We start from the raw sequence: 22,471 nt of genomic DNA on the forward strand, positions 1-22,471 counted from the left end.
GAAGCTTAGCCGTGAAGGCCCAGTTCGTTTGCTGTCTTCCAGATCCGCCAGTGATCGTGCGGCATATGGGTGTGACGCAGGCCAAAGGCACGGAAGGCATCATTCACCGCGTTGGAGAAACAGGGCACGCCGCCCACATGAGGGCTTTCGCCGACACCCTTGGCACCTATTGGGTGGTGCGGGCTGGGGGTAACGGTGTGATCGGTCTCGTAATTCGGCACTTCCCATGCGGTCGGCAGGAAGAAATCCATCAATGTGCCGGTCTTGACGTTGCCCATCTCGTCATAGGCGATCTCTTGCCCCAGAGCGACAGCCAGCGCCTCGGTCAAACCACCGTGCACCTGGCCCTCGATGATCATCGGGTTTATGCGCGTGCCGCAATCATCCAGCGCATAGAAGCGGCGAATGTCGGTCACACCGGTGTCCACATCGATGTCCATCACGCAGACGTAGGCGCCAAAGGGATAGGTCATGTTCGGCGGGTCATAGTAGCTGACCGCCTCCAGACCCGGCTCGATGCCCGGAATGGCCTGATTGTAGGCGGCAAAGGCGATTTCCTTCATCGTCTTGAACTTTTCAGGCGCGCCCTTGACCACGAAACGATCCACGTCGAATTCGACATCATCGTCATGCACTTCCAGCAGGTAGGCCGCGATCATCTGTGCTTTGGCGCGGATCTTGCGCCCTGCCATCGCGGTCGCGGCACCCGCTACAGGCGTCGAGCGCGAGCCGTATGTTCCAAGACCGTAGGGCGCGGTATCCGTATCACCCTCTTCGATGGTAATACTATCTGCCGGCAGGCCGATCTCGGTTGCGAGGATCTGTGCAAAGGTCGTGGCATGGCCCTGGCCTTGCGAGATGGTGCCAAGGCGTGCGATCGCTGAGCCGGTCGGGTGAATGCGGATTTCACAGCTGTCGAACATGCCAAGACCAAGGATATCGCAATTCTTGACGGGTCCAGCACCGACGATTTCGGTGAAATGCGTCAGGCCGATGCCCATAAGCTTTCGGGTTTTGCCCGCCTTGAAATCCTCGATCCGTTGAGCTTGTTCTGCACGCAGCCCTTCGTAATTGACGGCCTTTAGTGCCTTGTCCCACGCAGTGTGATAGTCGCCGGAATCATACTCCCACCCAAGCGCGGACTGATAGGGAAACTGCTCTTTCTTGATGAAGTTGATCCGGCGCAGCTCGGCCGCGTCCATGTTCAACTCTATCGCCAGAACCTCGATCATACGTTCGATGAAGTAAGCGGCTTCGGTTACACGGAAGGAGCAGCGATAACTGACCCCGCCCGGCGCTTTGTTGGTGTAAACGCCGTCCACTGCCAAATACGCAGTCGGAATGTCGTAAGACCCGGTACAGATGTTCATAAACCCAGCCGGGAACTTGGTCGGGTCGGCACAGGCGTCAAAGCCGCCGTGGTCTGCGGTCGTGTGGCACCAGAGACCGGTGATTTTACCCTCTTTGGTGGCGCTGATCTTACCTTTCATCCAGTAGTCACGGGCAAAAGCGGTGGTCATCAGGTTTTCCATACGGTCCTCGACCCATTTCACCGGAACACCGGTGACAATCGAGGCCACGACCGAGCACACATAGCCGGGGTAAGCCCCAACCTTGTTGCCAAAGCCGCCACCGATGTCGGGCGAGATCACGCGGATATTGTGCTCTTCAATCCCCGAGATCAGGCTGACCACTGTGCGAATAGCGTGAGGCGCCTGGAACGTGCCGTGCAGCGTGAGCTTGCCGTTGACCTTGTCCATCGAAGCCACGCAGCCACAAGTTTCGAGCGGACATGGGTGCGTGCGATGGTAATACACCATCTCTTCAGCGATCACGTCAGCCTCCCCCATCACCTGCTCGGTCGCATCCTTCTCGCCAACCTCCCAGGTAAAGATGTGGTTAGGGTGTTTGCGTGGGCCGTGGGCCCCATCTGGAATCGCTCCACCTTCGCCCATCAGGTCTTCGCGAAGAACCACGTCGGATTCCAATGCTTCGTGGGGATCGGTCAAAACGGGGAGTTCTTCATACTCCACTTCGACCAGCTCGACTGCATCGGCTGCAATATAACGGTCCTTTGCCACAACAAATGCCACTTCCTGACCTTGGAAGAGCACCTTGCCGTCAGCCAGAACCATCTGTTTGTCGCCAGCCAGGGTCGGCATCCAGTGAAGACCAAGGGGGGCGAGGTCTTCGGCCGTCAGTACGGCAATCACGCCGTCCAGCGCCAATGCCGCCTCGGCATTGATCGACACGATCTTGGCGTGGGCATAGGGCGAACGCACGAAATCACCATGCAGCATGTCGGGCAGTTTGATGTCGTCAACGTAATTGCCTTTGCCTTGGGTAAACCTGGCATCTTCAACGCGCTTGCGCTTGCAACCCATTCCTCCCAGTGCGTCGGTGCGTTCTTCGCGGGTCAGTTCCTTGTTCATTGTGCCGCCTCCTTCGCAGAGTTCATCTCGGCCGCGGCGGCGAGGATAGATTTGACGATGTTCTGATACCCGGTACAGCGGCAGAGGTTACCCGCCATGCCAAAGCGCACCTCTTCTTCAGTTGGGTTCGGGTTTTCTTCCAAAAGCTTGGATGCGCGGGTGATCATACCCGGTGTGCAGAAGCCGCATTGAAGACCATGGTGTTCTTTGAACGCTTCCTGCAACACGTGCAGGCTGTCCGGGTTGCCAAGCCCTTCGATCGTGGTGATTTCGGCACCGTCAGCCTGTGCTACGAACACGGTACAGGACTTCACCGATTTGCCGTTCATGGTCACGGTGCAAGCGCCGCAATGCGAGGTCTCGCAACCAATGTGCGGACCGGTCTTGCGCAGCCGTTCGCGCAGGGTGTGGATCAGCAGTTCGCGCGGTTCAGCCAGGAACTCTTGCTCCTCGCCATTCACTGTTAGAGTGAAATGTTTCTTTTTTGACATGATCTCTCTCCTCAGGCTCTGGCCCAGGCGTTTTCGATCGCACGGCGCAAGATAATCGCCGCTGCGTGACGTTTGAATTCGATGGGACCGCGGTTGTCCTGTGTTGGATCGATGTCACCCAACATGGCGTCCACCGCCGCTTTGATTACCGCATCATCCACGGACGTGCCGACAAGCGCAGCACCAGCATCTTCAGAATGAACTGGAGTATCGCTCAGATTGGTCATCGCGATGGAAGCCGAGGTGCAAGCCCCACCTTCTTTAGTTAAAAGGACCGCAGCAGCCGCGGTGGCGTAGTCGCCGATTTTGCGCTTTTGCTTTTCATAGGCGTACCCGCCCTTTGGTGCATTGAACTCCACCGCTGTCAGGATCTCTTCATCCTCGCGGTCAGTCATATAAGCCGCTTCGTAGAAATCGCGGGCCGCGACTTTGCGTTCACCATCCGGCCCGACCAAGGTAAAGGTCGCGTCCAGGCACTGCATCAAACCCGGCATGTCATTACCCGGGTCGCCGTTTGCAACGTTGCCGCCAACTGTGCCCATGTAACGCACTTGCGGGTCTGCGATCTGCAAAGAAGCCTCGCGCATGATCGGAGCAGCCAACGCCAATTGAGCGTTGTCGATGATGTCATGTTGCGTCGTCATCGCGCCGATGCGGATGCTATCCCCCTCAATGGAGATGCCGCTCAATCCCTCCACATCCTGCAAGTCGATCAGATGTGGCACTTCGGCCATGCGGAGCTTCATCATGGGTATCAGACTGTGCCCCCCTGCGAGGACCCGTGCGTCATCTCCGTGCTCCACAAGTACGGACAGGGCGCCCGCCAAATCCTTAGGTCTATAATATTCAAAGGCAGCTGGAATCATTGCCTCTCCTCCCTGCAGCAACTGTTCTGGCTGTTAGAGAAGCTCGCGCGACGTCGGGTTGTAGACCCGAGAAAACACTTTGTTTTCGCTAGTTTTGCACGAAATGCGCTTCAGGGCGCACGAGTTGCGCTGCCGGAATTACCACGCGTTACCCAAAGGCGGTCAGTGCTGCTTTCAGGTTTGATCGGCTGACCGGCACCGGGGGAAGATCGGCCTCACCAAAGGTGCATTGTCCCTTGTCTTTGGTCCGTTCAAACCGCGCGACTTTTTTGGGGTTCACGATATAGCTGCGATGCACGCGCAAAAAGCCGGTTGGCTCCAGCCGTTTGACCGCTTCAGTGATCGGCCAGACGCAAAAGTATTTTTCTGTGCGGGTGTAGACCTGCGTGTAGTGACCATCCGCCCTGACAAATGCAACGTCAGGCGCGGCAATAAAGACCTTGCCTCCGTCTCTTTCACAGGGGATGCGAATAGGTGGGGTCTGATCTGGTGAAGGCTCGTCTTGGGCCACGCCTGTCATCGGGATCTCTGTGGCTTGCATAGGCACAAGATAAGTTGTGCCGACCCACAAAAATGCGCCGAAGATAACAAAGCTCGACAGGATCACCCCAACGGCCATCACTTCGTTGCTGATGACGGGCCCAAACTCTCGGATATCTTTCAAGGCTACAAAATTGGTTCCTGCCATGGCCAGGAAATGCACTGAAAAGACAGCTACGCCAAAACATAGCGTGCCGATCGCGATGGTCCTGTTGGAACGCTCATTATAGGCAATGCCGATCGCCAGAATGCACAGGACAATAGCCAATACCGACGACCCGAGCACCCCTTGAAGGGTATAAACGGGTTTGCAAAGCTGCATGCCAGCCATTCCCACATAGTGCATCGCCAAGATGCCCGCGCCTACGATTGCTCCGGCAGCAATGATGACCCCCCTGGAGCGCTCAGTGAAATGCAAAAGGACAAGCGCCAAGGCGACCATAAGGATCGCAATAAGCGCAGACGCGAGCGTGATTGCGGCATCATAGTAAAACAGGATGGGCAGCCTTAGGCCAAGCATAGCCACGAAGTGCATTGACCAGATCCCTCCACCCAAAGCAACGGCACCCAACGCGATGGCCAACCTGCGTTGTGAAAGCGACTTTTCGGACAAATCCCTCGTCAAAGACAATCCCGTGGCCCCAGCAACTAGCGCCACAACGAACGATGTAACCACCAACCAAGGGTTATGTCCGAAGTCCAGAAATTCCATGGGCCGGACAATGCCGCAGCGGATTTCTTAATTCAATCTTTGCCTGTACCTAGCAGAGGTACATCCGGCAGAAACAATTCCTGCACAGCCATTGCAAACAAGGACCAGAGTCTGTCTCAGCGTTTATTGCTCGTTGGGCAGGACTGCTGTGAGATGAGTCATCGACCGCTTTGGGCTCTAACCAGCTTAATGTTCATATTCACACTATAGTCGAACATCCGGTCCAAACCGCCGCTCAATCCCGGCGGGTTAAAGGCGTTCCATCAAGCCTTTCAGTTTCGGAACCGCTGGAAGGAATAGCCGCAAATTCAATCGGATTCTGATGGCCCGCCGGGACTGTATACCGTAAACAACTCTTTCGGCTCATTCACGCCGCGCAGCATGTAGCGGCCGACCGAGACAAGCTCCTGCGCGCAGGGCTGTGCAGCGCGGGCGACATCGTCCGAGATAAGGATCCTTTGACCCAAAGACCGGTGCATTCCCGCAATGCGGGCGGCCTGGTTGACAGCCGGGCCGATCACAGTGAAGTCCAGCCGGGTCTCGGACCCGATATTGCCATAGAGAATCTCGCCCGAATGTAGGGCCAGCGTATAATTGGCCACCGGCAGACCTTGCGCGCGGCGCCTTGCGTTCAGTTCATCCATGCGGGACTGCAACAAAGGCACAGCATCAAGCGCGGCACGGGCGTCTTCGTCGATCTCTCCGACATCGAACATTGCCATCAGGCCGTCACCCATGAATTTCAGGATGTTGCCGCCCTTGTCATGCACCACACCCACGGCGACAGCCAGATAGTCGTTCAGCATGTCGATGATCTCATGCCCTGGCAGGTCTTCGGACAGCGTGGTGAAGCCTTCGAGGTCGAAATTCCAGATCACAGCATCGATTTGCTGCAAAGACCCGCGCCGAATTTCACCCGACAGAACCCGGCGACCGGCATCCCGCCCCAGATAAACCCGCATCAAATCCTTGGCCAGATCCTGGTTCTTGGCGGATTTGAGCGCCAGCCCCAGATGCGGCAGTACAGTTTGTATTTTGTTCAGATCGCTGTCTTCGAATCCGTTCGGTGCGTCGCTGGTCCAGGACATCAGAACACCATCGCTGACCTTCTTCGTGCCGTCGGGGCGCAGTTGACTGGCCCCTTCATATGACAAGCCGGTGGCATAATAGTCTGTCGCTCCGATTTCACGCAGATCATTCAACAAAGGAAAGCGGCTGGGTTCATTATGGTCGACCAGTTTGACCCGGATTTCATCCAGATCATCGTTCAGCAGCACATAGAGTGGGCTTTGCTGCCAAACTTCGCTGGGCGTTTCCGTGTATTCAAACTTCTCAGATTCACCGCCCGCGCCGTTGTACCAGCTGTAACCGGTACCACCGTAAACCGGATGCAGGGTCGACTGCGCCGCATGAAAGCGCATCAACGGAATACCCATTTCCACCAATCGGGCACAAAACCCTTCCAACAGCTCTTCTTGCCCGGCGCCCTCTAGCCCCTTGTTGACCAGCCAATCAATCAGGGAATGTGAGAAAACTGAAGCGGAATCTGGCAATGTCATTTTGTTGTCCGTATCAAGTATGATCCCCATTTGGGGGCAGGCCGCGTCAATTGCCATAGGTCAGTCCAAACCAGCCAACCTTTGCAGCATTTGTCGCAACAACGCGGCCTCTTCCGGTTTGAACAGGTCTGACAGTTTCGCATCGTAATTGGCAGCAACGCCGCGCAGGTCACGATACACAGATTGCCCTGCTGGTGTTAGTGTCAACCATTCCGCCCGCCGATCCGCTTCGTCCCGTGTGCGTTTCAGGTATCGACGCTGTTCCAGCTTGGCGACCGCACGGCTGATTTTGGTTTTGTGCATTCTGGCGCGCTCACCGATTTCCTTGGCGGTCATCTCGCCAAACAAACCCAGATGGAACAATACCCGCCATTCGGTTCTGAGCATCCCATAACGGCCCTTGTAAACTGCCTGAAACTCAAGCGAAGCCCGTTCGGCCGCCTGATTCAGCAGGAAGGGCAGAAAATTTTGCAGATAAAAGTCATCATTTTTTTCGGATTCATCGTGTGTCATGCTTGTTAGTTACAAAATCAACTATTAACCGACAAGCAGCAAACGGAGGAAAACGCAATGAATCGTCCGACTGATCCGCATACGCTGACACAGGCTGCGACGCCTGTCGGAACTCATGCAGGCTATATGCCAGGCTTTGGGAACGACTTTGAAACCGAGGCCCTGCCCGAGGCCCTGCCGCAAGGGATGAACAGCCCGCAACGGTGCAACTATGGTCTTTACGGAGAGCAGCTGAGTGGCACGGCCTTTACCGCCAACCCACCCGAGCGCACCTGGTGCTATCGAATTCGCCCATCCGTAAAGCATTCACACCGTTATGAAAAAATCGATCTGCCCTACTGGAAATCGGCCCCCTGCATTGATCCGGATGTAATCAGCCTTGGCCAGTACCGCTGGGATCCTATCCCGCATTCCGATGAAGGTCTGAACTGGATGACGGGTATGCGGACCATGACGACCGCAGGTGACGTGAACACGCAGGTCGGCATGGCAAGCCACATCTATCTGGTCACGGAATCCATGGTGGATGACTATTTCTTCTCGGCTGATTCCGAATTGCTGGTTGTGCCACAGGAAGGGCGCCTGCGATTTGCGACAGAACTGGGAATCATCGACTTGGAACCCAAGGAAATCGCGATCATTCCACGCGGTTTGCTGTACCGGGTCGAGGTTCTGGAAGGCCCTGCGCGCGGCTTTGTCTGCGAGAATTACGGTCAGAAGTTTGAACTGCCAGGGCGCGGACCAATCGGTGCCAACTGCATGGCCAACCCGCGCGACTTCAAGGCACCGGTGGCCGCTTATGAGGATCGTGAAACCCCTTCTACCGTGACAATCAAATGGTGCGGGCAATTCCACACAACCAAGATCGGCCACAGCCCACTGGATGTCGTGGCATGGCACGGCAACTATGCGCCCTATAAATACGACCTGCGCAACTATTGCCCCGTCGGCGCGATCCTGTTTGACCACCCCGACCCGTCGATCTTTACCGTTCTGACGGCTCCGTCCGGCCAGCCCGGCACGGCCAATATCGACTTTGTCCTGTTCCGCGAACGCTGGATGGTGATGGAAGACACGTTCCGCCCGCCGTGGTACCACAAGAACATCATGTCCGAGCTGATGGGCAACATCTACGGCCAGTACGACGCGAAACCTCAGGGCTTTGTTCCCGGCGGCACAAGCCTGCACAACATGATGATCCCGCATGGCCCCGACAGGGAAGCCTTCGACAAGGCGTCATACTCCAACCTGGGGCCGGACAAGCTGGACCAGACAATGTCGTTCATGTTCGAAACCCGCTTCCCGCAGCACCTGACCCCGTTTGCCGCCACCGAAGCGCCGTTGCAGGATGATTACGTCGACTGCTGGACATCGCTTGAGAAGAAGTTCGACGGAACGCCGGGCAAGAAATGAGCTTGGATATCTGGATCACCTATGTGGCAACGGTCCTGCTGCTGATGAGCACACCGGGACCCAGCCAGTTGCTGATGTTGTCAAACTCAGCGACTAACGGGCTTCGGCGCGGGCTGTTCACCGCTGCCGGAGATTTGACGGCGAACTTTCTGCAAATGCTGGCGGCGGGGCTGGGCCTGGCCGCCCTGATCGCCACATCTGCAACCGCGCTGACAGTCATTAAATGGCTGGGTGTGGCCTATCTGGTTTATCTCGGGGTCAAACAGATCCTTAAGGCGCGCGTATCCGATGCGCAAACCGCGCCCAGGGTCAGCCGCAAATCGCTTTTGATGCAGGGGTTCGTTACCTCTGCCGCAAATCCCAAGGCCGTGGTCTTTTTTGCAGCACTGTTTCCGCTTTTCATTGACGCAGCCCTGCCCTTCTGGCCGCAATTCGCCATTCTGTCTGCCACCTATCTGGTCATGGACGGGATGTTCCTGACCACATATGGCGGCAGCGCAAGCTGGCTGGCTCGCCGTTTGCAAGGCCCGGCAAAGCTGTGGCTTGACCGCATTGGCGGCAGCTTCATGATCCTCGCTGCTATCTTGTTGGGGCTGAAATCCCTTCGCCCTTCTGCTTAACCAACAAAACAGGGACATCGTATGCCTCTAATGACATCCTGGGTGGCGTCGGCCAATGACGCGACACATCCGTTCCCACTGAATAACCTGCCGTATGGTGTCTTCTCGACCGAAGGTGATGATCCCCGCTGTGGTGTGGCCATCGGCGACATGATCCTCGACGTCACGGCCGCCGAAGCGGAGGGGTTGATCACCCTGAGCGATGAGCCCCTTTTCGAAATGCCGTTCTGGAACCCTCTGATGGAGGAAGGCCCAGCCGTCTGGGCCGCGCTGCGCGCGCGGCTGATCAGCCTGCTGTCCGAAGGTTCAGATGAACAAACCAAGGTCGAGCCGCTGCTTGTCAAACAGGAAGATGCGGAAATGCATCTGCCCTTTGCGGTCAGCGAATACACCGATTTCTACGCAGGCCGACACCATGCCTTCAACGTGGGCACCATGTTCCGGGGGCCGGAAAACGCCCTGCCGCCGAATTGGCTGCACATCCCCATTGGTTACAACGGCCGCGCATCTTCGGTCGTGGTCTCGGGCACCGATATTCGCCGCCCCTGGGGTCAGTTGAAAGCCCCCGATCAGGACTTGCCCGCCTTCCTGCCCAGTCGCCGTTTTGACATCGAGCTTGAGATGGGCGCGATTGTCGGAACACCCTCGGATGGTCCGATCACCGTGCAGGAAGCGGATGACAATATCTTCGGTTACGTGCTTCTGAATGACTGGTCTGCGCGCGACATCCAGGCATGGGAATATCAGCCGCTGGGCCCGTTTCAGGCAAAGGCCACGGCAACCTCGATCAGCCCGTGGATCGTGACCAAGGCGGCGCTGGAGCCATTCCGCTGTGACACGCCACCCCGCGAGTTCGAGCTGCTGGACCACCTCAAGGATTGCGGCCCGATGCTCTATGACATCGATCTGGCGATCACCATGGCACCTGCCGGGCAACCCGCCACGACGATTGCTCGGACCAACTACAGCCAGATGTACTATTCCGCTGCGCAGCAATTGGCGCATCACACCACATCAGGATGCCCCATGAACACGGGCGACCTGCTGGGATCAGGCACGATCTCGGGGCCGACGAAGGACAGCCGCGGTTCCCTTCTGGAACTCAGCTGGGGCGGCAAGGAACCGATCACGCTGGATACAGGCGAAACCCGCAGCTTCATCGAGGACGGCGATACCCTGACCCTCAAAGGTGCTGCCAAGGGCGATGGCTACACGATCGGTTTCGGTGAATGTGTCGGCACCGTTTTGCCCGCTCTTGAAAACCCATATTCACGATAAGGAACCCACTATGGCCAAGGCATTCGCGTCCCAGGGGGACATGTCGGAAAAAAAGATCAGCTTTACTGAAGTTGGAGAAGGGCTTTATGCTTTTACCGCCGAAGGCGATCCGAATTCGGGTGTGATCATCGGTGACAACAGCGTGATGATCGTCGAGGCGCAGGCGACTCCGCGTCTGGCAAACAAGGTAATCGAATGCGTGCGTTCCGTCACCGACAAACCGATCACGCATGTGGCCCTGACCCACTACCACGCAGTGCGTGTTCTGGGCGCAAGCGCGTTCGGCGCGCAGCAGATCCTGATGTCGGACATGGCTCGCGCCATGGTCGTCGAGCGGGGTCAGGAAGACTGGGACAGCGAATTCCAGCGCTTCCCGCGCCTCTTTGAAGGGCATGAAAGCATCCCCGGCCTGACATGGCCCACCACCACCTTCAGCGATACGATGACGGTGTATCTGGGCAACCGCCGGATCGACCTGATGCATCTGGGCCGCGCGCATACGGCAGGCGATATCGTCATCCATGTGCCGGATCAGAACGTGATGTTCACCGGCGATATCGTCGAATATCGCTCGGCCTGCTATTGCGGTGACGGTCATTTCAGCGATTGGGGCGACACGTTGGACGAGATCAAGTGGTTCGACGTCGACGCCATCGCACCGGGGCGCGGCGATGCGCTGGTTGGCAAGGACATGGTGAATGCGGCCATCGAGAACACCCGCGATTTTGTCGAAAGCACATACCGGCCGGCGGCGAAGGTCGCGGCGCGCGGCGGGTCCCTGAAAGAGGCCTGGGACGCAGTCCGCGCTGAATGTGATCCGAAGTTCGCCGACTACGCAATCTACGAGCACTGCCTGCCGTTCAATGTGGCCCGCGCCTATGACGAGGCACGCGGCATTGACACGCCCCGCATCTGGACCGCCCAGCGCGACCTCGAGATGTGGGAAGCCCTGCAAGGCTGACGAAAAACGGTCGAGTTTGATCCAGATCGTTTTTTGCGGCGGGATTCGATGAAACCATAAACTAAGACCTCCGGCGCCCGTCGCCGGGGGACAGGACATGCAGCACATCGGTGCATCTGTTTCGGGGGGAGCCCATGAACAAGATCTTTGAAACGCCGCTTTACGGATATGAACGCAGCCCGGATCAGGACAGCCCGACGCCCGTCAGGCGCAAGGTGATCGTGATCGGTGCGGGGCCGGTTGGTCTGGCCGCCGCCATCGATCTGGCCCAGCAAGGGGTCGAAGTTGTGGTTCTGGACGAGAATGACAAAGTCAGCTTCGGCAGCCGCGCCATCTGTTTTTCTCAGCGTACGTTGGAAATCGCAGACCGGCTGGGTTGCGGCCAGCGATTGGTCGACAAAGGCGTGCTGTGGGACCGGGGCAAGGTCTTTTTCGACGACCGTCAGGTCTATGATTTCAACCTTCAGCCGGACGAAGGCTATGCCAACCCGGCCTTCATCAACTTGCAGCAATACCATTTTGAAAACTCCTTTGTGGAACGCGTGCGCGAGTTGCAGGCAGAAGGCGCACCGATAGAAATTCGCGGGCGCAACAAGGTTGACGCAATCGGTACGCACGAAGATCACGTTCGGCTGGAGGTCGAAACCCCCGAAGGCCCCTATACGCTCGAGGCCGAATGGCTGATCGCCTGCGATGGTGCTGCGTCGCCCACCCGGCGCATGCTGGGCATCGATTTTGAAGGGCGTGTTTTCGAAGACAATTTCCTGATCGCGGACGTGATCATGGATGCCGATTTCCCCTCGGAACGCTGGTTCTGGTTTGACCCTCCGTTCAATCGCGGACAATCCGCGCTTTTGCACAAACAACCAGACAATGTCTGGCGTATAGACCTGCAACTGGGTTGGGACATCGACAAGGAACGCGAAAAGCGCCCCGAGAATGTGATCCCGCGCCTCAAGGCGATGCTGGGCGATGACGTCGAGTTTCAGCTGGAGTGGGTCTCGATCTATACGTTCCAGTGCCGCCGCATGGAGAGCTTCCGCAAAGGGCGTGTCCTATTCGCCGGCGACAGCGCGCACCAGGTCAGCCCCTTTGGCGCGCGCGGTGCCAATTCCGGCCTGCAAGACACTGACAACCTGTGCTGGAAACTGAAACTGGTGCTGGATGGGAAAGCCCCCGAAAGCCTGTTGGACAGCTACAACGCGGAACGCGTGCACGGGGCTGATGAGAACATCCAGAAATCCAGCCGGTCCACCGATTTCATCACGCCGAAATCCGAAATGTCGCGGGTTCTGCGGGATGCGGTTCTGGACCTCAGCGAGAAGTACGAATTTGCGCGTCCGTTGGTGAATTCGGGACGCCTGAGTCAACCTTGCACCTATGACGGCTCGACCCTGAATTCTGCCGACGCGCTGGATGGCCCAGCCGAAACGCGCCCCGGCTCGGCCTGCCCGGACGCGCCGCTGGGTGATGCGTTCCTGTTGCCCAAACTGGCAGGCAAATTCACCCTTTTGACGATTGATGCGGATGCCCCGGAAGTGCTGGAAGAAGACGGAGTCGAGGTCACGCGGTTGGCGCTGTCGGTCAAGGATGACCAGACCCTGGCGCTGAAACGTCGCTATCTGGGCGACGCAACCAGCGCAGTTTATCTAATCCGTCCTGATCAGCACGTGGCGGCGCGCCGGGACAGTTACGAAGAAAACAGTTTCCGCCATGCTATCCGCAGAGCCTGTGGCAAGGAGTGAGCGCGATGTCTGACCTGATCCTATCCCCGAATATCGACGATGCTGACGACTTCTATGCCGAGCTGCTGGCCGCGCATGAAGGGCTTGAAAAAGCCGACAGTGACGCGCTGAACGCCCGACTGGTTCTGGTGCTGGCCAATCACATCGGCGACAAGGCGGTGTTGTCTGACGCTATTCGCGCCGCCACCCTGGCCGACAAGTGACGGATTCGAATGTGAGCAAAACCGTCCTTTATGACTATTGGCGGTCCTCGGCCAGCTATCGGGTGCGGATCGCCCTGAATCTGGCCGGGATCGACTATCGCGCGGTTGTCGTCGACCTGGTGGGCGGCGAACACAAGGGCGATGCACATATCGCGCGAAATCCACAAGGGTTGGTTCCGGTGCTGGATATTGACGGGCAGCGGCTGACACAGTCTCTGGCCATTCTCGACTATCTGGACAAGACACGTGAATTGAACCTTCTGCCCGACGATGCAGCAGGGCGCGCGCGCGTGCAGGCGCTGGCCTATGCGATTGCGGTGGACATTCACCCTGTTTGCAACCTTTCAGTTGCTCGCCATGCGACCACCCTCAGCAAAGACCCGACCGACATGCCCGGAGAGTGGATGCGGCACTTCATACGGCCGGGGTTGCAGGCCTTCGAGACCATGTTGGGTGAGTTTGAACAAACCCCCTATTGCGTTGGTTCACAGCCCGGCCTCGCCGACATCTGCCTGATCCCGCAGATATATAATGCACGCCGGTGGAAGGTCGACTTGTCGGACATGCCGCGTCTGCTGGGTGTCGAAAAGGCCTGTGCCGATCATCCCGCATTTGTTGCGGCGCATCCTGACAGGCACGCACCCCAATAAGCTTGCACAGGTCCTGTGTGCCGGTGTGCCTAGGCGTCCGTCGCAATCGGACTTAGCTTTGTTTCATCTAAGCAAAAGAGGTTCTGATGCCCGAGATCACCGGATACCACGCCCATGTCTATTTCGACGCCGACACGCAGCACACAGCGCAACAGGTCTGCGCAGAGGCCGCCCGTCTGTTCCCCGTCCGGATGGGACGCATGCATAGCCGCAATGTCGGCCCCCACCCGCGCTGGAGCTGCCAGTTGAGCTTTGCGGCTGATGCCTTCGATCAGGTCACTCCGTGGTTGATGCTGAACCGGCGGGGCCTTACCGTTTTCACCCACCCGGAAACCGGCGACCATCTGGCCGATCACCGTGATCGCGCGATTTGGATGGGTGAAATGCTGGATCTGGACCTGTCGATCTTCGACACGCTTCAGCCCAGCGCCCGCGCCTGATCCCGCAGAACGAATTTCTGCACCTTGCCGGTTGAAGTCTTCGGCAGGGTGCCAAACACCACGGTCTTGGGCGCTTTGAAATGGGCCATGTTGTCCCGGCAGAAGGCAATCAGGTCTGCCTCGGTCGCGGTCGTACCGGGCTTCAGCTCGACAAAGGCACAGGGGGTTTCGCCCCATTTCTCGTCTGGCCGGGCCACAACCGCCGCTTCCATGACTGCCGGGTGTTTGTAGAGAATGCCCTCGACCTCGACGGAAGAGATATTCTCGCCGCCTGATATGATGATGTCCTTGGACCGGTCTTTGAGCGCGATATAGCCATCCGGATGCATGACGCCCAAATCGCCGGATGCGAACCAGCCACCCTTGAAGGCCCCATCGGTGGCATCAGGGTTCTTGAGATACCCTTTCATCACCACGTTGCCCTGCATAAAGATCTCGCCCATGGTTTCACCATCCGCAGGCACGGGCTCCATCGTTTCGGGATCGGCCACCATCAGGCCAGACAGTGCCGTATACCGCACGCCCTGCCTTACTTTCAGGGCAGCACGGTCTTCGGGTCCCTTGTCGTTCCATTCATCCTTCCACGCACAAACGACCGAGGGCCCGTAGGTCTCGGTCAGGCCATAAACGTGCGTGACCTCGACCCCCATCGCCTCCATCGCTTCGATCACGGCGGCCGGCGGCGGAGCGCCCGCGGTCATAACCTTGATCTGATGGTCAAAGTCTTTCAGTTCATCCGGCGCGTGGGCCAACATGTTCAAAACGATGGGAGCACCGCAGAAATGGGTGACCTTCTCATCGCGGAATGCCGCATAGATTGGCTCGGCACGCACAGCGCGCAGACAGACGGACACGCCCGCATTGGCGGCCATGGCCCAGGGGAAGCACCATCCGTTGCAGTGAAACATCGGCAAGGTCCACAGATAGATCGAATGCTTGGGCATATCCCAGTCCAGCAAATCCGATTGTGCATTCAGCGTGGCGCCGCGGTGGTGATAAACCACGCCCTTGGGATTGCCCGTTGTGCCGGACGTATAGTTCAGCGTGATCGCGTCCCATTCATCCTCGGGCATTGACCAGCCAAATTCGGGGTCTCCCTCTGATATCAGGGCGTCATAGGTCAGACTGCCAAGCCTTTCACCGCCTTCAAAGCTGGGATCCTCGATGTCGATTACCAGAATATCATGATCAACCTGCTCCAGCGCCTCTTTCACGACGCCGGAAAACTCGGGGTCAACCAACAAGACCTTGGCTTGGGCGTGGTTCAGGATGAAAGCGACTATCGGAGCATCCAGACGCGTGTTGATGGCGTTCAAAACGGCGCCCGCCATGGGCACACCAAAATGCGCTTCGTACATCTCGGGGATGTTTGCGGCGATAATTGAAACGGTATCACCCTTTCCGATACCCCGCGCATTTAGGGCACCCGCCAGCCGGCGGCACCGGGCATAGGTTTCAGCCCAAGTATACCGCCGCTCACCATAAACGACCGACGGGTAATCGGGATAAACCTGCGCCGTGCGCTCAATGAACGAGAGGGGCGACAAGGGTGTGTAATTCGCCCGGCATTTGTCCAAATGACGCTCATAGATATTGGTCGCTGCCAACTGCTGATCCTCCCTGCACTCGGTTTGCGCGACTTGAGCACAAACTTGGTGCTCTGACAAATCCGTAGTATTACGGTACCCTTATTGACTGGCAATACGGGATGGTGCGATCTGGCCCTACTTAGATCCGGCCATTCGCGGTGATCTGAAGCATCTTAAACATATGCCGGGGCACACCATTTCCGCACCCCGTGCACCGCACCTCACTGAAAGGACTTGTCATGGACGGCACGTTCAACGAAAACGATCTTTCCCGCGTGGTCGAAGCCGACCGCGCCCATATCTGGCATCATCTGATCCAGCACAAACCCTTTGAAACCAATGACCCCCGCATCATTGTCGAAGGCAAGGGCATGCGCGTCTGGGACCAGAAAGGCAAAGAGCATCTGGATGCGGTATCCGGCGGTGTCTGGACCGTCAACGTCGGCTATGGCCGCGAATCGATCTGCAAGGCCGTTTACGACCAGCTGATGAAGCTGTGCTATTTCGCCAATTCGGCCGGCTCGATCCCCGGCGCGATCTTTGCCGAGCAACTGATCGACAAGATGCCCGGAATGAGCCGCGTGTATTACACCAACTCAGGGAGCGAGGCGAACGAGAAAGCCTTCAAGATGGTGCGCCAGATCGCACACAAGAAGTACGGCGGCAAAAAGACCAAGATCCTGTATCGTGACCGCGATTATCACGGCTCGACGCTGGCAACCATGTCGGCAGGCGGTCAGGACGAGCGCACCGCACAATACGGCCCCTTTGCACCGGATTTCGTGCGCGTGCCCCACTGCATGGATTATCGCAAGCACGAACTGGACGGTGCCCCCGAAGAGAATTTCGGCGAATGGGCGGCAGACCAGATCGAACAGGTCATCCTGCGCGAAGGCCCCGACACCGTTGGCGCGCTGTGTCTTGAGCCGGTGACCGCAGGTGGCGGCGTGATCGAAGCGCCCGAGGGTTACTGGCAGCGCGTGCAGGAGATCTGCAAGAAATACGACGTGCTGCTGCATATCGACGAGGTTGTCTGCGGCGTGGGCCGCACCGGCACATGGTTCGGTTATCAGCAATACGGCATCAAGCCGGATTTCGTGACCATGGCCAAGGGCGTGGCCTCGGGCTATGCCGCGATTGCCTGCATGGTCACCACCGAGGAGGTCTTTGACATGTTCAAGGATGATGCTTCGGACCCGATGAGCTATTTCCGCGACATCTCGACCTTTGGTGGCTGCACTGCCGGTCCGGCGGCTGCGATCGAAAACATGCGCATCATCGAGGATGAAAACCTTCTGGGCAATTGCGCGGCCATGGGTGACCGCATGATGGGCAACCTCCAGGCGCTGATGGAAAAGCACAAGGTTATTGGCGACGTGCGCGGCAAGGGCCTGTTCCTGGGTGCCGAGCTGGTCGCAGACCGTACCAGCAAAGAGCCTGTGGACGAGAAACTGGCGCAGGCGGTTGTGGCCGACTGTATGAACCAGGGCGTGATCATCGGTGTCACAAACCGCTCGATCCCAAGCCGCAACAACACGCTGTGCTTCTCGCCTGCCCTGATCGCGACGGCCGATGACATCGACCAGATCACCGACGCGGTCGATGGCGCGCTGGGGCGTGTGTTCGGGTAAGTTCCCTCAATGAATTTACGAAAACCGGCGCTGAATGCGCCGGTTTTTTTGCGTTCGCGTGGTATCTACGTGGGCTTTCCTGCCATTCGTCTAATTTCTCAGACTTCTGAGAATTCGTTGATAGAACGCGCCGTGTGCATCTTCAGCGGTAGGTTCGGTGATCAATTCCCAATCCAAATCCAGTGTTCCAGCCGGAACTAGTTGCCGCGCGATCTCGGCAGGTGTGGTTTCATCGCTGGTTCCGTTCTCCCAATCGTGAAAAGCCGATGAGTATCGAACGACCGCCCCGCTGGTTGGCAAATCGAGCGAACCTCCCTCGGCAAAAAACGTCAACCCGTCACCCATTTCTTCCCCTATGAGCTTGAGCCTAGGTCCCAATCGATGTTTGAGGATGGCGACAAAAACTATCGCAGCCGAAAACGTGAATTTATCGACAAGCACAACAACCTGCCTGCTTGCGTTTTCAGAGATGGCGTCGATCAAGGGCATCGTTTTGAGAAAGTCGCCACCGGTGTTTCCACGAATGTCAATCAAGAGCGTTTTTTCCGAGCAAACGCTTACTTGTTCTGCTGCACCTGAGATGGCTTTCGGCAGCGCACCTTCTCTTGAATCGAGAAAACTGGGCAACAGTATCGAAAGCCCAAGTCCCCGCCAGCCCTTAGTCTCCACAAGTCTCTCGGGTGTCCAAGCCGGATCGGCCCGGCCATGCTCGTTTCTCGGGTAGAGCGTTGATGCAGGAACCGTATGACCGTTTTCCACTTTGAATTCGGATATCTGACCGTTCTCGTCTTGCACGCGATACTCGGTCGTTTCGTCTTTCGAGGAAAAACCGAGACGAGCCAAAGCATAGGGCCACACGAGTATAATCGATCCGATTACCCGTTTCCTTTGGCGCGTTCCTGCCAGAAATGTTTCTGAGGCGGCTTCGATTTGACTTAACGGTGTGCCGTTGACTGCAACAAGCTTTCCTCTGGGCGCAGTTATTTCTGGTGCCGTACCAACTAACTGGACAGCAGTTCCGATACTCACGAATCTCAGCGGGAGCACCGAGATGGCATCATTCGGAATCAGCCGCGTGTGCCCGTTGTCGGGAAGTGCCAGTAGGCGCATTGTTGAAAACAGAAAGGCCTCTTTTAGACCTTCTGAAGCGTATCTTCGGGCATCACTAATGCAACTGTCTATCGCCGTCTGTTCGATCCGCCGAAAGCTGGGATCACGTGGCAAGGCAGTTTCTAAAACTTGCTCAAAGTCTTGTACCAGCGACATAGTTTAAGGTGCGCACGACTGCTGGACGATGTCCAGAGTGTGCTTAACACCGACGTCCACTCTATGGAAAACAAAAAAAGCCGCCCCAATTGGGACGGCCTTTCTTTCACTGTCTCTCGAAAGAGGATCAGGCGGTCAGAGCTGCCTGAGCTTTGGCGACGATCGCGCCGAACGCTTCCGGTTCGTGCACGGCCAGGTCGGCCAGAACTTTGCGGTCCACCTCGATACCGGCCAGGTTCAGGCCGTTGATGAAGCGGGAATATGTCAGTGCCTCGTCATGCGAACGCACAGCAGCGTTGATACGCTGGATCCACAGTGCGCGGAAGTTGCGCTTGCGGTTCTTGCGGTCGCGGGTTGCATACTGGTTGGCCTTGTCGACGGCCTGACGGGCAACCTTGAAGGTGCTCTTGCGACGGCCATAGTAACCTTTGGCGGCCTTGATGACCTTCTTGTGACGGGCGTGAGTTACGGTTCCACCTTTAACGCGGGACATCTCTTAATCTCCTCTTAGCGGTCGTAGGGCATGTAGCCCTTGACGATCTTGGCGTCGGGGGCGGACAGGGTGGTGTTGCCACGGGCGTCGCGGATGAATTTCTTGGTCCGCTTGATCATGCCGTGCCGTTTGCCGGCCTGGCCAGCAAGGACCTTACCGGTCGCAGTCACCTTGAAGCGCTTTTTGGCGCTCGACTTGGTCTTCATCTTAGGCATTTCCGTCTCCTTTTTCGGGTTCGGTTCCAGACGCGACTCGGCATGCCATCTCGGCCGGTCACGCGATCAGAAGCGCCGTTTACGCAAGTTCGGTCATACTGGCAAGGGGGTTTGGATCAGATTCTGCGCTTTTTGCCGGCTGATCGGGCACTGGGGCGACAAAGGCCGCCCCAGTGATTGGGTTTAGTGTTCGAATTTCCGGATTTCACCGGTTTTCAGGCGTTCGGAATACGAGGCCAGCTCCTGACGCACCACTTTCATCAGGAAGTAGAGCGCAAAGACGTTGACCACCGCCATCGCAAAGATCGCCGCATCCGAGAAGTCGATGACCGGGCCAAGGTTGGCTGCGGCACCGATGACGACGAAGATGCAGAAGATGATCTTGAACACCAGCTCTTTAGTGTGACCCTCACCGAAAAGGTAGGTCCAGGCCTTGAGGCCATAGTAGGACCAGCTGATCATGGTCGAGAAGGCAAACAGGATCACCGCAACCGCCAGGATATACGGGAAGAAACCGAACGCGCTGCCGAAGGCGGCAGAGGTCAGGCTGACACCCGAGTTGCCGTCAACAGTGGCAATCGCCGTGCCGGCCTCATTCAGCATGTAGTTGCCGGTTTCGGGATCGATGATCAATTGCTGGGTGATGATGATGACCAGAGCGGTCATTGTGCAGATCACCACGGTGTCGATGAACGGTTCCAGCAAGGAAACGAAGCCTTCCGTGATCGGTTCCTTGGTCCGTACTGCCGAGTGCGCAATCGCTGCCGAGCCAACACCCGCTTCGTTCGAAAACGCCGCACGTTTGAAGCCCTGGATCAGCGCCCCGACCATGCCGCCTGCAACACCCAGGCCGGTGAAGGCGCCGGCGAAGATCTGGCCAAAGGCCCAGCCGATCATATCCGCATTCATCAGGATGATGACCAGAGCGGTCAGAACATAGAGAATGCCCATGAACGGTACCACCTTCTCGGTCACCCGTGCGATGGACTTCAGGCCGCCGACGATGACCATGAAAACAACCGCTGCGAAGACCAGCCCGGTAATCCAGCCCGGATAGTCACCCACGATTCCCGCGATCTGCTGATGCGCCTGATTGGCCTGGAACATGTTGCCCCCACCAAGCGCGCCAAGGATACAGAAGATCGAGAACAAAACCGCCAGGATCTTACCACCCGGCAAGCCCAGTTCGTTGAACCCTTTGGACATATAGTACATCGGACCACCCGAAACGGTGCCGTCTTCGTACTCGTTGCGGTACTTCACGCCCAGCGTACATTCGGTGAATTTCGACGCCATCCCCAGAAGACCCGCCAGGATCATCCAGAAGGTTGCGCCCGGTCCGCCGATGCCGACGGCAACAGCAACACCCGCGATATTCCCCAGACCGACCGTACCGGAAAGCGCCGTAGCCAGAGCCTGAAAATGGCTGACCTCGCCCGCATCATTGGGGTCGGAATAGTCACCTTTGACAAGACTGATTGCGTGGCCAAAAAACCGCATCTGCACAAAAGCAAAATACAGCGTGAAAACCGTCGCAGCGATCACCAGCCACATCACGATCCATGGGAAACTGGTCCCGGGGAATGGCGCGAAGATGAAGCTGACGAATGGACCGGTCAGATTAGCGAAAGTCTGGTTGATTTTTTCATCAAGCCCCGGAGCTTCTTGCGCAAAGGCAGGGCTGGCGACAATAGCGGCTGCCATTGAGGCGCCGAGTTGTTTAAGCATTCTCATTTTGTCCCTCCCTTCAGTTCACAACCGTGACCGGAACATCGGCATGCATCACAAGGTTCTGGGTCGAGCTGCCGAAGATACGTTTCTTGATCCCGTCCGCCGAAGACCGGCCGACAACGATCTGCGAGCCGCCCATTTCCATTGTAATGGCGTTCAAGGTCTCGGCCACGTCGCCGTGGCGAACAACACCCTGCGCTTCAAAACCAGCCTCTCTGAGGGCCTCAACGGCAGGTGTCACGATCCGCGACGTTGCCAGATCAACCTCTTCTTCCCGTCGCTTGTGACGCTGCGCGTTTTCTTCCGGTGTCTGAAAGGTGTAAGGGGACCATTCAATCACATAAGCGACCACCAGTTCACACGACCCGATCAACTTTGCCAAATCTTTGGCAAAGGTAATCACGCGCTCACCGGTCTCTGTCCCGTCGAGTCCTATGACAATCTTTGTTGTCATGTCGTTCCTCCATTATTTTTCATTTGGCCGAGGCCCGTGCCCCCGGCAGGGCAGCCGGAACTTGGAACTTTCAATAAGACCGCCCTTTGGTAAGTATCAGGAATTTTCACTAGGAATTGGGGATTTTTTTGGTCTATATTCAGTGGAAATTGTCGTTTTACACTAAAATAACAGGAAGTTTTACTGATTAGTAGAGAATTGGACAATATCGATCAACGCATCCTGCACGAGCTTGAGGCCAATGGCCGGCTCTCAATAGTTGAGCTTGCGGCGCGCGTAAACCTTACAAACACGCCGTGTTCCGAACGTGTGAAACGGCTGGAAAAGAACGGCTATATCAAGGGCTACAGCGCCATCGTCGACAAAGAGAGAATGGGGCTGGCTCTTCTGACCGTCGTACAGGTTTCGTTGACCGCAACGGCCGAGCAATCCCTGGAAAAATTCAACGAGGCCGTACGCGATGTGCCGGAAATCGAAAGCTGCCTGATGGTGGCAGGGTCGTTCGATTATCTTCTGACAGTCCGCACCCGCGATATCGCGCATTTCCGGATGATACTGGGTGAGAAAATCAACAAGCTGCCCGGGATTCACCAAACCAGCTCATTCACGGTCATGGAGGCCGTGAAAGAGCCGGTTGGCCAACGGGTGTCCGGGCCTTGATACCCGTTC

At 57.2% G+C, this 22,471-nt stretch carries 22 protein-coding genes; 10 read left to right on the forward strand and 12 right to left on the reverse strand.

The features are described from left to right. Nucleotides 1-5: 5 nt before the first annotated feature. The 6 genes from GS612_RS18580 to GS612_RS18605 form a co-directional block, all read right to left on the reverse strand. Complete coding sequence (locus tag GS612_RS18580) at nt 6-2,432, reverse strand: aerobic carbon-monoxide dehydrogenase large subunit (protein WP_171642322.1); 2,427 nt, start codon at nt 2,430-2,432, stop codon at nt 6-8. Beyond that, complete coding sequence (locus tag GS612_RS18585) at nt 2,429-2,923, reverse strand: (2Fe-2S)-binding protein (RefSeq protein WP_152457016.1); 495 nt, start codon at nt 2,921-2,923, stop codon at nt 2,429-2,431. The genes GS612_RS18580 and GS612_RS18585 overlap by 4 nt, the downstream gene beginning before the upstream one ends. An 11-nt stretch (nt 2,924-2,934) precedes the next feature. Then, nucleotides 2,935-3,789 (reverse strand): xanthine dehydrogenase family protein subunit M, encoded by an 855-nt coding sequence (locus GS612_RS18590; protein WP_171642324.1) that lies wholly within the window; start codon nt 3,787-3,789, stop codon nt 2,935-2,937. A 148-nt stretch (nt 3,790-3,937) separates the two neighbouring features. Further along, the gene (locus tag GS612_RS18595; protein WP_171232724.1) at nt 3,938-5,041 is read right to left on the reverse strand and encodes an MHYT domain-containing protein; all 1,104 of its coding nucleotides are present in this window, start codon (nt 5,039-5,041) and stop codon (nt 3,938-3,940) included. Nucleotides 5,042-5,349: 308 nt separating this feature from the next. Then, nucleotides 5,350-6,600, reverse strand: coding sequence for an adenylate/guanylate cyclase domain-containing protein (locus GS612_RS18600; RefSeq protein WP_171232725.1), 1,251 nt, complete (start codon nt 6,598-6,600; stop codon nt 5,350-5,352). Between the two features lie 60 nt (nt 6,601-6,660). Next, on the reverse strand, nt 6,661-7,113 hold the full coding sequence (locus GS612_RS18605) for a MarR family winged helix-turn-helix transcriptional regulator (protein ID WP_171642326.1): 453 nt from the start codon (nt 7,111-7,113) through the stop codon (nt 6,661-6,663). 57 nt (nt 7,114-7,170) lie between these two features. Between GS612_RS18605 and hmgA the strand changes: the two genes are divergently transcribed. The 8 genes from hmgA (at nt 7,171) to GS612_RS18645 (ending at nt 14,423) form a co-directional block, all read left to right on the forward strand. Continuing rightward, nucleotides 7,171-8,526, forward strand: coding sequence for a homogentisate 1,2-dioxygenase (gene hmgA / locus GS612_RS18610; protein ID WP_171642328.1), 1,356 nt, complete (start codon nt 7,171-7,173; stop codon nt 8,524-8,526). Then, the gene (locus tag GS612_RS18615; protein WP_171642330.1) at nt 8,523-9,146 is read left to right on the forward strand and encodes a LysE family translocator; all 624 of its coding nucleotides are present in this window, start codon (nt 8,523-8,525) and stop codon (nt 9,144-9,146) included. The genes hmgA and GS612_RS18615 overlap by 4 nt, the downstream gene beginning before the upstream one ends. Nucleotides 9,147-9,167: 21 nt before the next feature. Then, entirely contained in the window at nt 9,168-10,424 is a 1,257-nt protein-coding gene (gene fahA, locus GS612_RS18620) for a fumarylacetoacetase (RefSeq protein WP_171642332.1), read from the forward strand. Nucleotides 10,425-10,434: 10 nt separating this feature from the next. Continuing rightward, nucleotides 10,435-11,385 carry an MBL fold metallo-hydrolase gene (locus tag GS612_RS18625; protein WP_171642334.1) on the forward strand — a complete coding sequence of 317 codons (951 nt, stop codon included), beginning with the start codon at nt 10,435-10,437 and terminating at the stop codon, nt 11,383-11,385. 134 nt (nt 11,386-11,519) lie between these two features. Continuing rightward, nucleotides 11,520-13,130: an FAD-dependent oxidoreductase gene (locus GS612_RS18630; RefSeq protein ID WP_171642336.1), complete on the forward strand. Its 1,611-nt coding sequence runs from the start codon at nt 11,520-11,522 to the stop codon at nt 13,128-13,130. 5 nt (nt 13,131-13,135) lie between these two features. Continuing rightward, complete coding sequence (locus tag GS612_RS18635) at nt 13,136-13,333, forward strand: DUF2783 domain-containing protein (RefSeq protein WP_171120365.1); 198 nt, start codon at nt 13,136-13,138, stop codon at nt 13,331-13,333. A gap of 11 nt (nt 13,334-13,344) precedes the next feature. Next, entirely contained in the window at nt 13,345-13,983 is a 639-nt protein-coding gene (maiA, locus tag GS612_RS18640; protein ID WP_171120367.1) for a maleylacetoacetate isomerase, read from the forward strand. 86 nt (nt 13,984-14,069) lie between these two features. Then, the gene (locus GS612_RS18645) at nt 14,070-14,423 is read left to right on the forward strand and encodes a DOPA 4,5-dioxygenase family protein (RefSeq protein WP_171642338.1); all 354 of its coding nucleotides are present in this window, start codon (nt 14,070-14,072) and stop codon (nt 14,421-14,423) included. Here the strand turns inward: GS612_RS18645 and GS612_RS18650 are convergent. Further along, a complete protein-coding gene (locus GS612_RS18650; protein WP_171642340.1) occupies nt 14,402-16,030 on the reverse strand; it encodes an acyl-CoA synthetase in 1,629 nt (542 codons plus the stop codon). The two genes, GS612_RS18645 and GS612_RS18650, sit on opposite strands and share 22 nt — an antisense overlap. A gap of 221 nt (nt 16,031-16,251) precedes the next feature. On the opposite strand from GS612_RS18650, the gene GS612_RS18655 reads away from it, so the two are divergent. Next, complete coding sequence (locus GS612_RS18655; RefSeq protein ID WP_171642358.1) at nt 16,252-17,643, forward strand: aspartate aminotransferase family protein; 1,392 nt, start codon at nt 16,252-16,254, stop codon at nt 17,641-17,643. A 90-nt stretch (nt 17,644-17,733) separates the two neighbouring features. Here GS612_RS18655 and GS612_RS18660 read toward each other — a convergent pair whose 3' ends face one another. The 5 genes from GS612_RS18660 to GS612_RS18680 all read right to left on the reverse strand — a co-directional run bounded on the left by GS612_RS18660 (nt 17,734) and on the right by GS612_RS18680 (nt 21,802). After that, nucleotides 17,734-18,909, reverse strand: coding sequence for a peptidase S41 (locus GS612_RS18660; RefSeq protein ID WP_171642342.1), 1,176 nt, complete (start codon nt 18,907-18,909; stop codon nt 17,734-17,736). Between the two features lie 127 nt (nt 18,910-19,036). Beyond that, on the reverse strand, nt 19,037-19,402 hold the full coding sequence (gene rplT, locus GS612_RS18665) for a 50S ribosomal protein L20 (protein WP_152457001.1): 366 nt from the start codon (nt 19,400-19,402) through the stop codon (nt 19,037-19,039). A gap of 14 nt (nt 19,403-19,416) precedes the next feature. After that, nucleotides 19,417-19,617 (reverse strand): 50S ribosomal protein L35, encoded by a 201-nt coding sequence (gene rpmI / locus GS612_RS18670; RefSeq protein WP_010443552.1) that lies wholly within the window; start codon nt 19,615-19,617, stop codon nt 19,417-19,419. A 183-nt stretch (nt 19,618-19,800) separates the two neighbouring features. Next, nucleotides 19,801-21,351, reverse strand: coding sequence for a sodium:alanine symporter family protein (locus GS612_RS18675; RefSeq protein ID WP_171232732.1), 1,551 nt, complete (start codon nt 21,349-21,351; stop codon nt 19,801-19,803). Nucleotides 21,352-21,364: 13 nt separating this feature from the next. Then, on the reverse strand, nt 21,365-21,802 hold the full coding sequence (locus GS612_RS18680; protein WP_152456999.1) for a universal stress protein: 438 nt from the start codon (nt 21,800-21,802) through the stop codon (nt 21,365-21,367). Nucleotides 21,803-22,000: 198 nt separating this feature from the next. On the opposite strand from GS612_RS18680, the gene GS612_RS18685 reads away from it, so the two are divergent. Further along, nucleotides 22,001-22,462 carry an Lrp/AsnC family transcriptional regulator gene (locus tag GS612_RS18685; protein ID WP_174830357.1) on the forward strand — a complete coding sequence of 154 codons (462 nt, stop codon included), beginning with the start codon at nt 22,001-22,003 and terminating at the stop codon, nt 22,460-22,462. Nucleotides 22,463-22,471 lie beyond the last annotated feature (9 nt).

Source organism: Ruegeria sp. HKCCD6157, assembly GCF_013110685.1.
Classification (GTDB): domain Bacteria; phylum Pseudomonadota; class Alphaproteobacteria; order Rhodobacterales; family Rhodobacteraceae; genus Ruegeria.

Excerpts from the sequence above, each read along its gene's own strand:
- GS612_RS18580 (WP_171642322.1), bottom strand. The coding sequence starts at position 2,432 with ATGAACAAGGAACTGACCCGCGAAGAACGCACCGACGCACTGGGAGGA.
- GS612_RS18585 (WP_152457016.1), bottom strand. The coding sequence starts at position 2,923 with ATGTCAAAAAAGAAACATTTCACTCTAACAGTGAATGGCGAGGAGCAA.
- GS612_RS18590 (WP_171642324.1), bottom strand. The coding sequence starts at position 3,789 with ATGATTCCAGCTGCCTTTGAATATTATAGACCTAAGGATTTGGCGGGC.
- GS612_RS18595 (WP_171232724.1), bottom strand. The coding sequence starts at position 5,041 with ATGGAATTTCTGGACTTCGGACATAACCCTTGGTTGGTGGTTACATCG.
- GS612_RS18600 (WP_171232725.1), bottom strand. The coding sequence starts at position 6,600 with ATGACATTGCCAGATTCCGCTTCAGTTTTCTCACATTCCCTGATTGAT.
- GS612_RS18605 (WP_171642326.1), bottom strand. The coding sequence starts at position 7,113 with ATGACACACGATGAATCCGAAAAAAATGATGACTTTTATCTGCAAAAT.
- hmgA (WP_171642328.1), top strand. The coding sequence starts at position 7,171 with ATGAATCGTCCGACTGATCCGCATACGCTGACACAGGCTGCGACGCCT.
- GS612_RS18615 (WP_171642330.1), top strand. The coding sequence starts at position 8,523 with ATGAGCTTGGATATCTGGATCACCTATGTGGCAACGGTCCTGCTGCTG.
- fahA (WP_171642332.1), top strand. The coding sequence starts at position 9,168 with ATGCCTCTAATGACATCCTGGGTGGCGTCGGCCAATGACGCGACACAT.
- GS612_RS18625 (WP_171642334.1), top strand. The coding sequence starts at position 10,435 with ATGGCCAAGGCATTCGCGTCCCAGGGGGACATGTCGGAAAAAAAGATC.
- GS612_RS18630 (WP_171642336.1), top strand. The coding sequence starts at position 11,520 with ATGAACAAGATCTTTGAAACGCCGCTTTACGGATATGAACGCAGCCCG.
- GS612_RS18635 (WP_171120365.1), top strand. The coding sequence starts at position 13,136 with ATGTCTGACCTGATCCTATCCCCGAATATCGACGATGCTGACGACTTC.
- GS612_RS18645 (WP_171642338.1), top strand. The coding sequence starts at position 14,070 with ATGCCCGAGATCACCGGATACCACGCCCATGTCTATTTCGACGCCGAC.
- GS612_RS18655 (WP_171642358.1), top strand. The coding sequence starts at position 16,252 with ATGGACGGCACGTTCAACGAAAACGATCTTTCCCGCGTGGTCGAAGCC.
- GS612_RS18660 (WP_171642342.1), bottom strand. The coding sequence starts at position 18,909 with ATGTCGCTGGTACAAGACTTTGAGCAAGTTTTAGAAACTGCCTTGCCA.
- rplT (WP_152457001.1), bottom strand. The coding sequence starts at position 19,402 with ATGTCCCGCGTTAAAGGTGGAACCGTAACTCACGCCCGTCACAAGAAG.
- rpmI (WP_010443552.1), bottom strand. The coding sequence starts at position 19,617 with ATGCCTAAGATGAAGACCAAGTCGAGCGCCAAAAAGCGCTTCAAGGTG.
- GS612_RS18675 (WP_171232732.1), bottom strand. The coding sequence starts at position 21,351 with ATGAGAATGCTTAAACAACTCGGCGCCTCAATGGCAGCCGCTATTGTC.
- GS612_RS18680 (WP_152456999.1), bottom strand. The coding sequence starts at position 21,802 with ATGACAACAAAGATTGTCATAGGACTCGACGGGACAGAGACCGGTGAG.